The 12297-nt window shown below is 37.8% G+C and carries 11 protein-coding genes; 6 read left to right on the forward strand and 5 right to left on the reverse strand.

Translation table 11 applies throughout. The features are described 5' to 3' along the window. Positions 1–72 precede the first annotated feature (72 nt). Complete coding sequence (gene brnQ / locus K8L98_RS19260) at positions 73–1431, forward strand: branched-chain amino acid transport system II carrier protein (protein WP_223437255.1); 1359 nt, start codon at positions 73–75, stop codon at positions 1429–1431. A 44-nt stretch (positions 1432–1475) separates the two neighbouring features. On the opposite strand, the gene ezrA is transcribed toward brnQ, so the two are convergent. After that, entirely contained in the window at positions 1476–3179 is a 1704-nt protein-coding gene (gene ezrA / locus K8L98_RS19265) for a septation ring formation regulator EzrA (protein ID WP_223437257.1), read from the reverse strand. A gap of 228 nt (positions 3180–3407) precedes the next feature. On the opposite strand from ezrA, the gene hisJ reads away from it, so the two are divergent. Beyond that, positions 3408–4211 (forward strand): histidinol-phosphatase HisJ, encoded by an 804-nt coding sequence (gene hisJ, locus K8L98_RS19270; RefSeq protein ID WP_223437259.1) that lies wholly within the window; start codon positions 3408–3410, stop codon positions 4209–4211. Positions 4212–4247: 36 nt separating this feature from the next. Here hisJ and refZ read toward each other — a convergent pair whose 3' ends face one another. Then, positions 4248–4886 (reverse strand): forespore capture DNA-binding protein RefZ, encoded by a 639-nt coding sequence (refZ, locus tag K8L98_RS19275; RefSeq protein WP_223443597.1) that lies wholly within the window; start codon positions 4884–4886, stop codon positions 4248–4250. A 136-nt stretch (positions 4887–5022) separates the two neighbouring features. Here refZ and K8L98_RS19280 point away from each other — a divergent pair, with 136 nt between their 5' ends. Continuing rightward, the gene (locus tag K8L98_RS19280; protein ID WP_223437262.1) at positions 5023–5502 is read left to right on the forward strand and encodes a GAF domain-containing protein; all 480 of its coding nucleotides are present in this window, start codon (positions 5023–5025) and stop codon (positions 5500–5502) included. Positions 5503–5538: 36 nt separating this feature from the next. On the opposite strand, the gene megL is transcribed toward K8L98_RS19280, so the two are convergent. Next, positions 5539–6723 (reverse strand): methionine gamma-lyase, encoded by a 1185-nt coding sequence (gene megL, locus K8L98_RS19285; RefSeq protein WP_223443600.1) that lies wholly within the window; start codon positions 6721–6723, stop codon positions 5539–5541. A gap of 111 nt (positions 6724–6834) precedes the next feature. Further along, positions 6835–8625: a sensor domain-containing diguanylate cyclase gene (locus tag K8L98_RS19290; RefSeq protein ID WP_223437264.1), complete on the reverse strand. Its 1791-nt coding sequence runs from the start codon at positions 8623–8625 to the stop codon at positions 6835–6837. A gap of 348 nt (positions 8626–8973) precedes the next feature. On the opposite strand from K8L98_RS19290, the gene rpsD reads away from it, so the two are divergent. Then, the gene (rpsD, locus tag K8L98_RS19295) at positions 8974–9576 is read left to right on the forward strand and encodes a 30S ribosomal protein S4 (RefSeq protein WP_070876502.1); all 603 of its coding nucleotides are present in this window, start codon (positions 8974–8976) and stop codon (positions 9574–9576) included. Between the two features lie 191 nt (positions 9577–9767). Here rpsD and K8L98_RS19300 read toward each other — a convergent pair whose 3' ends face one another. Beyond that, entirely contained in the window at positions 9768–10859 is a 1092-nt protein-coding gene (locus K8L98_RS19300; RefSeq protein WP_223437265.1) for a low temperature requirement protein A, read from the reverse strand. Between the two features lie 73 nt (positions 10860–10932). On the opposite strand from K8L98_RS19300, the gene K8L98_RS19305 reads away from it, so the two are divergent. Next, complete coding sequence (locus K8L98_RS19305) at positions 10933–11493, forward strand: NADPH-dependent FMN reductase (RefSeq protein WP_223437267.1); 561 nt, start codon at positions 10933–10935, stop codon at positions 11491–11493. 308 nt (positions 11494–11801) lie between these two features. Then, complete coding sequence (locus K8L98_RS19310) at positions 11802–12287, forward strand: hypothetical protein (protein ID WP_223437269.1); 486 nt, start codon at positions 11802–11804, stop codon at positions 12285–12287. The last annotated feature ends 10 nt before the right edge of the window (positions 12288–12297 follow it).

The raw sequence follows: 12297 nt of genomic DNA on the forward strand, positions 1-12297 counted from the left end.
AAATTTTTTAGATAATGTGTTAGGATGAAAACGGATACATTCCCTAACACTCATTCTTCAGGAGGATTTTTCATGTCAAAATCATTGCCACCAAAAGAAACTTTAACTATAGGACTTATGCTCTTTGCCCTATTTTTCGGAGCAGGTAATTTAATCTTTCCACCCGGTTTGGGCCAGCAGGCTGGTGTAAACATGTGGGAAGCGATCATCGGTTTTCTGATTACCGGTGTTGGGCTCCCGCTTCTTGGGGTTGTCGCGATTAGCGTATCAGGCAGTGATGTTCAATCTCTGGCAGGCAGGGTTCATCCCGTTTTTGGTTTAGTATTTACGTTTGTTTTATATCTAGCCATTGGTCCTGTCTTTGCCATTCCAAGAACGGGAACAGTCACATATGAAGTAGGTATATTACCTTTCTTGCCCGCTGCAGCTGCAGACAGCAGTTTGCCTTTGATGATATTCACTATTATCTTTTTTGGAATTACGCTTTGGCTGTCGCTCAATCCAGCGAAGATTGTAGATACAGTCGGGAAACTGTTAACCCCAATCTTACTGATTGTACTTGCACTAATCTCAGTTAAGATGCTCATAACACCTATGGGAGAAATGCAGGCTCCTAAAGGAGAATATGCAGATGGTGCCTTTTTCAAGGGATTTTTAGAAGGATATTTGACAATGGATACTCTTGCAGCATTAGTTTTCAGTATTGTTGTCATAAATGCTGTTAAAGAACGAGGGATAACAGACCGTGCGGCCATTGCAAAAATTTGTATCAGATGCGGATTAATTGCAGCTGCGGGTCTTGCTGCTGTTTATATTTCCCTCGCGTATTTGGGGGCTACGAGCGTGAGCCAAATTGGTTATTTTGATAACGGCGGTGCTGTTTTGTCTGAATCAGTCAATATCCTATTTGGTTCACTGGGAAATGTGATCTTAAGCACCGCTATTACATTCGCTTGTCTGACAACAAGTATTGGCTTGGTTTCAGCGTGCGGCAAGTACTTTTCAATGGTCTTTCCAAGTGTTTCATATAAACTGATCATTACAGTTATTTGTTTATTCAGTACAATTGTTGCAAACGCGGGATTAACGAAGCTGATTGCTTTTTCTGTTCCAATTTTGATTGCTTTATATCCGCTTGCAATTGTTCTGATCATTCTTTCTTTTCTTCATAGTTATTTTAAAGGAGCACCTGAAGTTTACATCGGCAGTTTAATGCTGACAACAGTCATAAGCATTGCTGATGGATTAAAAGCTGGAGGTCTGCTCCCAGGCGCAATTGACGAGTGGCTGGTATCCACTATTCCGTTATTCGACTACGGCATTGGATTTTTAGTCCCTGCTATCATTGGCGGAGTAATTGGGCTAATCATATCCTCCACCCGGACTAATCAGAAAAGCGGTGCAGCCTTTGCAAGCTCGCGAAGAAAATAGAAATGGATAAAAAAACTCCCGTACCAATTGGTACGGGAGTTTTTTTATGAGGATGGTTTTGTGTCTTCATCAAGAATGATCTGAAGCTTTGAAAGTGAACCTGGCTCAACTTGTTCGAGAGCTGCGGCTGCTTTTTCAAGCGACTTGCTGTATTCATATTTCCGGAAATGAAGTTCGGCCTCTTTTAATTGATCAGCAACTGTTCCATTTCTTCTTCTGTATTTATTGCCATATTGAATGACTTTTTCAGCTAAATATACTTGTTCAATCATTTCCTCAGCCTGTTTGGAGAAAGTATCAATGTTCTTTGCAGCCTCATCAAGCATTGAATTAACCACAATCATATCCAATGGAATCTCTTCAAGCTTGCGTGAAACATGAGAAATCGATTGCTTTGCTTCCTGAAGCAGCTGCGCAAGACTCTCAGGCAGTCCAGGCACATTGCTTTTCTGGATTTTTCTGCTGGAGTCGTGAAGCTGCTTTCTTGCATCAGCCAATGCTTGTCTTGCTTCGCGTTCTTCCTTGCGGAGGGCCTGAAGCAGATCACTGAAATCCTGATGCTCAGTTTTGACAGAAGCAATATGCTTCTCAAGTTCTTCTAGCTCTTCTTTTAAAATAGAATGGGCAAGCGGTTCTGTCTGCAGGTTATTTTGAATATGCGAGAACTGCTTATTGAGAGAATTAATCTGTTTTTCCAGTTTTCTCTGTTTATCCAAATCAGCTTCAGAAATCTGATAGCTCTGTCTAACAAGTTCTGCTTCTTCCTGCGTTTCTGTACGCTTAGTGAGAAGCTCTGAAATCTGCTGATCAATCTTGCTTGTTGCCGCTTGCACATAATGATGGGCAAGAACTTCTTTTTCCAGCAGATCATAGAATGTGTCAATTGCTTCCTGAATTTCTTCTAAGCTTTCTTTTACTTCAGCTGTATTAGTTTCAGCTAGGAGCTCCATATGCTCTTCAAGCTGCTTCGTCATTTTGAGAAGCTCTGTTTCAAACTGAATATGCTTTAAATGGAAGCCATTATCCAGCATTTCCTGATAGCCCTCAGCAAGCTCTGCAAGCTGATTCGGAATAACGGTGTGACACTCTGCCAAAAGTTTTGGTATGTCATCAATCTTAGAGAGCAGGATCAGAATCTCTTCTTTCTGAATGAGCAGAATCTCTCTTGCAGTCAAATAGTTGCCTGCCTCAGTTTCTGCTTCAAATTGTTTTAAAGATTCAACAATCTCACCTAGCATTTCATCAAGCTTTGCATGAGCTTTGCCAAACGTATGGCTGTGTGCAAGAAGCTTCTTTTTTGCTTTTTTCACATTTGCCCTTACGTCCTCTATCTCTGTGCTGTTCTTTTCTTCGCTTGTAATCAGCTCATTGATCTCAGATATGATGATTTCAATTGATTCATCAACAAGCTTCAGTGTTTTTTCGATGTGTTCCAAAACCTTTTTGGATTTAGTAAAACGGTATTTATCAGCATAATCCTCTGCATCAAACAGAAGCTCCTCCACTTCAGGAAGCTGGGCAGTAATAATCTCATCCCATTCCTTCCTCCACCGTTCAAATAATTCTTCTGCTTGTCCTGTCATTTTCAAATCTTTGACTTTTGAAAGTTCATCTACAATCGACCGGTTCATAATCTCAATCTTCAAGGCTTCTAAACGATCTACTTCTTTGTATATGTTTCTTCTGATAACGTAGCCGACACTAAATAAAACCAGCAAAATGACAATAAGTCCAATAACGACTTCCATAATGAGCCCCCTCGTTGTGTTCCAGCAAATCGTCATAACAAGGTATAATATTTTTATATGAATGTAAGTAACGATTGTCGAATTCTTATGTAAAGTGTATTTATTTGTGAATGATGTTATTTCATTGTATTTATGATACCATGTAAACGACAATTTTTGACCGATAATTTAAATTTTTTTACATAATTTATCGCCATATTTCGAGGCTTTCGAGAGGTGTGACTAAGCATGATAAAAAAAGACGGACATGTCCATACGCCATTTTGCCCACATGGTACAGCAGACAGTTTTGAAATGTATATCGAAAAAGCTCTTAATATTGGATTGGAAGAAATAACATTTACTGAGCATGCTCCCCTGCCTGATGGTTTTTCCGACCCCGTTCCGGATTCAGACAGTGCAATGAGCAGGAGACTTTTAAATGACTATTTCTCACAACTGTTAACAGTAAAAGAAAAATACTCAAAAGATATTAAGGTTAACATTGGATTTGAAATTGATTATATTGAGGGATTTGAACAAGAGACACAGGCATTTCTGGATGAATACAGCAAGTATGTTGATGATGCTGTGCTTTCGGTTCACTTTTTAAAAATAGGAGACCATTATTATTGCGTGGATTTTCATGAGAGTGCGTTTCCTCAGATGATTGAAGCTGCAGGAAGCTTGAAATCACTTCATAAAAAATATTATGAAACCCTGCTTGCCGCAGTAAAATCGAAGCTTGGTCCACATAAACCGAAAAGGCTTGGGCATCTCACTCTCATCAATAAATTTCAAAAGCGGTTTCCTTCAGATTTTGATTTAAAGAACATGCAATATGATTTGCTGCTTGCTATTAAAGAACAGAACATGGAGCTTGATTTTAATGTAGCAGGATTAAGGAAAGATTTATGCGGTGCCATTTATCTTGATCAGTGGATGATTAACGAGGCAAAAAAACAAAACATCCCTCTCATATACGGGTCTGACGCCCATAGTGCAAAGGATGTTGGTGCACACTATTCCCTTTTTAAGGAGGCTCTTTTCTAAGATTCCTATGCAGAATGATTGGGGAGCCTGTATTTTTTAAACAATAGCTTCTTTCTGTGCAGGTTCGCACAGCAAATGATCGATCCATATTTCAATTTCGTGGAAGTATTGTTTTACGAAATAGGTTTCATGTGTTTGTATATAAAGCACTTCAGTCATATATTGAGTCTGAAGGTAGGGCATGTTCAGCAGGCTCTTTAGCTGCACTAAAATGTGCACCATTGGCGCTTTGCGGAAATAGCCGGTTTTAATGCCTTCTTCAAGAATGGCTTTTAAAAAATACTTTTCCTTCGTCAGATACGTGGTCATGACTTCTCTTATTAAAGTTGAGTCCAGGGTAACTTCTCTAAGCACAAACCTCGCAAGTTGACGATTATAATGCTGGTAGTTTAAAATGTCCTGAATTAAGAGAAGAAGACAATTTTTCGGTGTTTCATGGCTCAGTCGAATATAGCCTTCTTCAATGACAGAAAGGTATCCTTCATAATACTTGGAGACGAGGTACTCCAAGAGGCCGCCCTTTCCATTAAAATAGTAGGAGATGTGAGCAACATTAACATTTGCTTTTTTGGCGATTTCCCTGACAGAAGTCCCATTAAAGCCCTGTGTGTTGAATAATGCAATAGCTGCTTCAATGATCTTTTCTTTCGTTTGATTGGGGACGGTCGGCTGCATTGGCATAAATCTCACCCCTTTCATCATTACTATGTTATTTCAAGGAAACAGGAGGTTTATCCTCTAATGTTTTCTCGACAAAGTTTGTCCGGCTCTTTATAAATTGCTGAAAAATACACAAAGGTGGGGAAGAACCATGTTTCATGTCGAAAAGTACGGCGGCAAACAAGAAGAAAATTATCAGCTGCTTATTAAACAGCTGAAGGCTCTTTTAGAAGGAGAAAGCGATCAAATCGCCAATTTATCAAACGCTTCTGCATTATTGAATCAATTTTTGCACGAAGTGAACTGGGTCGGATTCTATTTATATAAAGACAGCGAGCTTGTATTAGGGCCATTCCAGGGTCTTCCTGCATGTGTCAGAATCCCTATGGGCAGAGGAGTTTGCGGAACAGCCGCAGCAAATCAAAAAACTGAGCGCATCGCAGACGTTCACTCTTTCCCGGGCCATATTGCATGTGATGCAGCATCACAGTCTGAAATCGTTATACCAATTGTAAAAGATGGGCAGCTGTTCGGTGTGCTTGATATCGACAGCCCTGTAAAAAACCGTTTCAGTGAACTGGATCAAGAATATTTAGAGAAATTTACAGCGGCACTGACTGATATTTTATAAGAATCACAAAACCGGAACCTTCAGGGTTCCGGTTTTTTATTTTCTCTCTAGTGCCTGTTCTAGATCTTCCCAAATGTCCTCGATGTTTTCAAGACCTACCGACAGCCGGACTAGATTATCTTCAATCCCCATTTGTTTTCTTTCATACTCTGGTATCACCGAATGTGTCATAGTTGCCGGGTGCTGAATCAAGGACTCTGCATCCCCAAGGCTAACGGCAATCTTTATCAGCTCCAGCGAGTTGATGAAAGCTTGAGTTCCTGCTTTATCATGGTTTTTAAGTGTAAAGGTAATGAGTCCGCCGCCTTTTTTCATTTGTTTCTCAGCAAGAGCAACCTGCTTCGGATCTCCCAAAAATGGATAGGCAACATGTTCAACTGATGGATGAGCAAGGAGCCTTTCTGCAATTTTTCCCGCATTTTCACAGTGGCGATCCATTCGGACAGGCAGTGTCTTCAAACCTCTAAGCAAAAGCCAGGCATCAAATGGAGACATAATGGCGCCGATATCTTTTCTTTCTGTCATTGCAAGCTGGTGAATGTATTCTTTCTTTCCTGCAGCAAAACCTCCGATTACATCACCATGGCCGCTAATATATTTTGTTGCACTGTGCAGCACAATGTCGCAGCCGTGCAAAAGAGGCTGCTGAAGATATGGTGAACAAAACGTATTATCAACTATTACTTTTAATTCGTGTGACTTTGCAGCAGCGGTAACTGTTTCCAGATCAATCAGCTGCATAGTAGGATTAATTGGCGTTTCAATATAAATGCATGAAGTCTCCGGTTTAATCGCAGCTTCTATTTCTTCTATACTGGTCAATTCTGAAAATGAATGCGTGACCCCGAATTTTTCTTCAAGCATTTTCAGCAATCCAAATGTGCATCCATAGATTCCTTTAGAGCAAAGAATATGGGAACCTGTTTTGACCATAGACATGAGAACAGCTGAAACAGCTCCCATACCGGATCCAAAAGCAAGTGCTGCTTCAGCCTCTTCAAGTGCTGCTATTTTCTGTTCGGCTAATTGTACGGTCGGATTTCCTAATCGAGAATAAATATGACCTTCTTCTTCTCCTGCGAAACGCTTTTCTCCAGTTTCAGCACGGTCAAATACGAATGTCGCTGTTTGATAAAGCGGAGGCGTTAAACTGTTATATGGGTCATTCATTTGTTTTTGTCCGTGAATAACCTTTGTTTCAAAGCTGAGTTCCTTCTTCAGTGTCCTCTCCCCCTTCTCTTCCTACATTCAATATCATATGATAGTTCAATTAATTTTGAAAGCGCTTTCTTAACAAAAGAAAAAAAGATGGCATCCTAAATGACATCTTTCTTATTCAACCTCTATATCCTCTTGAAAAATGACACAGTTTTTGCCGCTTTCCTTCGCATTGTATAAACCTTTGTCTGCACGCATGATGATTCTTTTCAGGGTATCATGACGGCCTTCCCTCCAATGTGCGACTCCGCATGAAACAGTAACTGTCGGAACTGTTTCTTTCCGCACTGAAGCTGCAAGGCTGTTCGCAAAAGTGATTCCTGCTGCAAGATCCCCCTGCGGCAAATAGACTGCAAGTTCTTCACCGCCCCATCTTGCACCAATATCGTATTCACCGATGCTGTTCTTCATAATCTTTGCGACTTGAATGAGAACTTCATCTCCAACTTGATGTCCATAAGTATCATTAATTTGCTTAAAATTATCTATATCCATTAAGATAAACGTTCCCTGCCGGTCTTTTTCCAGGGAACTCTGCACTGACTCGTCCAAAAAGTTGCGGGAGTGTAACTTTGTTAAATGATCAGTTTTAACAAGCTGCTCAAGTTCCTCCCGAAGCATGGAATTCATCAGGGCCAGCGTAGAATGATGAATAAGCGATTGCAGCAGCTTAAACATCTCAAATGTAAAGAAATAAGAGTCAGAATGAAGAACAATGGCAAATCCTTTCAGCTGTTCGCTTTGAATCATCGGGATGGCAATGAGCGAGGAAAATTCTGAGCTTTCATTTACCCTTACTTCTCCCATAAACATACCTTCTAATTGCTGGCTAACTTTGCTATGAACTAAGTTAATATAAGGTTCTGATTCCCTTTTGTGAAAAAAAGGCGTACTGCCCGGCAAAATGCGCGGCTGTCTTTCCTCATTCATATAATAAAAGCCAACCTCTTCAGCAGAAAATGAACGCATAATCCGTTCTGACATGAAAGTCATCGTTTCAATTAACCGCAAGTTTTTATTCAGACGCTGAGAGGTTTCATTTATAAGCTGCAGGTCAGAAACAAGCTTTTTTGATTGTTCATAAAGCTTTGCGTTTTCAAGTGCATTGCCGGCAGCCTTTGCGAGAGATGTAATAATAAGCATGACATCACTGTTCAAATCAGATTGATTTTGCTGTGTGACTTCTAAAACTCCATATACCCCCTGATTTCCTTTAAGCGGAGCATAAACTACAAGCTGATTTGAATGTTTGGAAAGCTCCCACTGTACATCCCCTGTCAAATAAGCCTCCATTGCTTTTTCATTTCCGTAATTCCCCTCATAATCCAAGCTTTTAATCAACAAATTTTGTTTATTTTCATTATCCTGTGATAGGAACAAATAAAAAAGATAAGCAGGAAACATCGTTTGAAGAGAAAAGATTAATTGATTCAAAACTTCGTCCTTGCTCATAGTGGAATGAAGTTTTTCTGTCAGCTGATACAGTGATTTATGTTTTGCGTCGCTCTCCTTTTTATTAAACAGTCTGATAAAATAGGAAAGGAACTGATCACATTCTCTTTGAAGTTTCTCGTAGAACTCCTTACTGAATGCATTCTTTTCTTCTTTTACTACGATAAGAAATTCTCCTGGAATTAATAGTTCAACCTCATGATTATGCATTTCCACTCGATTTTGCTGTTTAACAATTCGATTGAATTGATAAAAGCCGGCAGTTGCAGCCAGCAGAACAAACTTATGATTCTCATATTTAAAAAGCGCAGCATCCTTTGAATTCATTGCATTCTGCAGGGTGCTGACAAAATATTCTTCATGTGTTTTGCTGTTTTGCAGGCTTTCGCTGCTGATATAATCAAAGAAAAGACTCTTAATAGACATTAACGTATACTCAGTTAGGTGTGTCACAAAAATCCCCCGTATTGTCGAATCCTGCACTATTTATTTCAGTATAGCATAGAATATTTTCCAATTTATCTATTTAATGTTTTTTTCAAAAGATTCATTCCTGGACCTTTTTCAAATGTTTCCTTGACTTTATATTATTAAAATCATATAATGTTCGTTGTGTAAAATAAATATTCGCAGCCTATTGATACCACTGCTGTGATTTCATTTTGTTCCTCCATTGTGAGGTGTATCGTGTAACTCTCTGCTGCTGGAGCGAGGATATATGAAAACAAAATGTGCATGTCAGTTTAGGGTCAGTCTGTTTTTATTTTATGCCAAATAAAAACATGTAAGGAGGAGACATATATGTCTCGTTATACAGGTCCAAGTTGGAAACTTTCCCGTCGTTTGGGAATTTCATTAAGCGGAACAGGTAAAGAATTAGAAAAGCGTCCATTCGCGCCAGGTCAGCACGGCCCGACTCAACGCAAAAAATTATCTGAGTACGGCTTACAATTACAGGAAAAACAAAAGCTTCGCCACATGTTCGGTGTGAACGAGCGTCAATTCCGCAACACATTTGACAAAGCTGCTAAAATGACTGGTAAACACGGTGAAAACTTCATGATTCTTCTTGAATCTCGTTTAGACAACGTTGTATATCGTCTTGGTTTAGCTCGCACTCGCCGTCAGGCACGTCAAATCGTTAACCATGGTCACATCATGGTTGATGGAAGCCGTGTAGACATTCCATCATTCCAAGTGAAACCAGGTCAAACAATCACTTTACGTGAAAAATCACGTAACCTTGACATCGTTAAAGAATCAATCGAAGTAAGTAACTTCGTTCCTGAATTCTTAACTTTCGATGCTGACAAATTAGAAGGTACTTTCACTCGCTTACCTGAGCGTTCTGAATTGCCGGCTGAAATTAACGAAGCTCTTATCGTTGAGTTCTACTCACGTTAAGTAAAGCGGATCGTAAACAGCATTTATCAAAACCCTAGAAACGTTAATATAACGTACTTTCTAGGGTTTTTTGTGTTTTTATTTGTCTATTAGGAATGAAAAAAGGACCTTCGATTAGAAGAACCCTTTTGCTTATTCAGCTAAAAATTTTTATTTCCCTGATGAACCCATTTATGAAATGGCTATATTTGTTATGTGGTTGTAACTTTAGCATAAACGATAAAGAATAGGGTTAATTCTCCTATTATTACAATATACGGAACTGTCAGGAACAAATTAATCGTAAAAAAGACTGCTAAAATCCCTAAAAACAATCCTAAATGATAAATTTTTAAACGGTGCTGTTCAAACCTGTATTGATGAAAAACAATTGTAGTTGCAATGAAATAGAGCAATACAGAACCGAATACAAAATATAAGATAAATGTATATTGGACCTCATGTAAAAACATCAGTTTGATAGATGCTGCAATCATGCTCAAAGACATTAGAATAAATAAATGTCCGTAAACAATTGTTTGTCCTGCTCTCTGAATAGATTTGTTCACCTTTTTTTCTACATTTTCAAAATACTGCCACCACATTGAAATAATAAGGACGAATGTCATAATTGAAAATAAGATTGAATCCCATTCCCCTTTTTGAGGTTGTACTACAGCAAGGATGCTGATGACAGATTCTCCAAACAGGATTAATGTCAATAAAGCAAACCGTTCTAACAAATGAGCGGTATTAGACGGTACTTTTACCAAATACTTATGTCCTATAATAGGTAAAATCATATCAACAATAATTCCTGCATATAACACTGCGTATCGAACCCAAGAATCAAAAAAGATAGAGAGAAATGAGATAAAAACCCCAATTCCAAAACGTATTCCTAAAAAACGTGCTACCTTTTTTCTATCCCCTTTTTCAAAGTTCTGAACAACAAGATATTGGATTGATGTCAATGCTCTCAGTCCAATATAACCAATCAGAAAAGAGAAATAATATTGATCAAAATCTACCGATAAGCTTGATATCATAATAAGTACAAAAAACATTTGAAAAATCATAAAGATACGCTGATGTAAAAAATCCTGTCCAAACCGATTAATAAACATAGTTTGACCAGTCCAAGCCCACCATATTGGAATAAATATTAATGCAAACTTAAATAAATACTCTGGATGAATAAATCCCTTTTCAACATGAAGTAAGACATGAGTAGCAGTAGCAACCGCTGCCACAAATAGCAAGTCATAAAAAAGCTCTAACCACGTAACTTTCTTTTCTTCCATCCACATTACTCCTTCCTATATTTAACAAGTTTATAGTAAGATAAAAGATGATTACATACAAGGAGGAAATTACATGACTAAAACCATTGGCCTTATTTGCGGCAGTTTAAGAAAAAATTCTTTTAATCGAATTATTGCTCAATCATTGACAGACATGTATGATTCCGTTCAATTTCGCTGGATAGAGATCAAAGATCTTCCTTTATTTAATGAGGATTTAGAAGTCGGCGGTGATCCAGAACCAGTAACCTCATTTAAGTCGGCTATTCAAGAAGTCGACGGTATTATAATCGTAAGTCCAGAATACAATTCAGGAATTTCGGGCGCGCTAAAAAATGCATTGGACTGGGCATCAAGACCTCCGAAGTCCTCTGTTCTGAGTAAAAAACCAGTTGGCTTAATCGGAGCAACTCCTGGGGGATTAGGCACTGCTTTTTCTCAGATGCAAACTAGACAAATATTAGAAGCCATGCAAGTTCATATTCTTCCATTTCAAAAAGTATTAATTTCGCAAGTACACGAAAAGGTTGACTCTGAGCAGAAAGTGCTTACTGACGAAAAAACTAAACGTTATCTTCAGCGTTATTTACAACAATTTATTTATTGGATTGATCACACTCCTATTCTTGATTAAGGAGTTTAAGGTGAATCTTCCGATTTATAAACTTTCTTCGATTTCATTTATTAAAAGAGGTCTATTAAATGTCTGATCTTTATTCCCGTCTTTCCAAAGATGATGCTGCAGTTCTTAGATCTCCATTATTAATAGAGACTTAGATAGAAAGGTATGAATAATAATACCGCCTGAAATAATTCAGGCGGCTTTTTTGTTTGTGTAATATTTTTATGAAATTTCAAAAAATGTAAAAATGTGTCTTTTATTCAGTTAATGATCCTATTCAATTCTTTTATTTCTGAATAAGATATTTGCAGAAAGGAGGATTGATTACAATTAATAATGATACTAACAAGTTTGTTGATGCTTTATTTGATAAATACAAGTCTTTTGTAAAATTCGATACTATTCAAAATGCTGATAAAGATCATTTAATTAGTAGAGTTAATCAATTTAGTAAACAGGTAATTAATACAGAGAACGTAGCAGCTATATACACAACTGCTCAAAAAAAATATCTAGATTCTAATGATTTTAATCCAATCACTTTCCAAATTCAAAATCAAATTGCTCTTAATGCAGCAATGGAGGAAACAATAAAATCACTTGCTTTATTATCATTTACAGATCCAATACAAACCGAAAACTTCTTAATTGATATCAAAGAAATTAAATATCAAAACGAAACAGCAAAAAGTAACAGGCTGAAATTTAATTATATTAGAAGTCAAAATAATTTTAACGATTTGGATAATCAGACAAAAATTCTGTATGAAATATTGATTACATTTATTAATAGACTTAATAACTAATTTTGAATTT

The sequence above is a fragment of the Metabacillus dongyingensis genome (assembly GCF_019933155.2).
GTDB lineage: Bacteria > Bacillota > Bacilli > Bacillales > Bacillaceae > Bacillus_P > Bacillus_P dongyingensis.

Bases quoted from the DNA above. Each gene is read 5' to 3' on its own strand.
- brnQ (WP_223437255.1), top strand. From the start codon at position 73: ATGTCAAAATCATTGCCACCAAAAGAAACTTTAACTATAGGACTTATG.
- ezrA (WP_223437257.1), bottom strand. From the start codon at position 3,179: ATGGAAGTCGTTATTGGACTTATTGTCATTTTGCTGGTTTTATTTAGT.
- hisJ (WP_223437259.1), top strand. From the start codon at position 3,408: ATGATAAAAAAAGACGGACATGTCCATACGCCATTTTGCCCACATGGT.
- refZ (WP_223443597.1), bottom strand. From the start codon at position 4,886: ATGCAGCCGACCGTCCCCAATCAAACGAAAGAAAAGATCATTGAAGCA.
- K8L98_RS19280 (WP_223437262.1), top strand. From the start codon at position 5,023: ATGTTTCATGTCGAAAAGTACGGCGGCAAACAAGAAGAAAATTATCAG.
- rpsD (WP_070876502.1), top strand. From the start codon at position 8,974: ATGTCTCGTTATACAGGTCCAAGTTGGAAACTTTCCCGTCGTTTGGGA.
- K8L98_RS19300 (WP_223437265.1), bottom strand. From the start codon at position 10,859: ATGGAAGAAAAGAAAGTTACGTGGTTAGAGCTTTTTTATGACTTGCTA.
- K8L98_RS19305 (WP_223437267.1), top strand. From the start codon at position 10,933: ATGACTAAAACCATTGGCCTTATTTGCGGCAGTTTAAGAAAAAATTCT.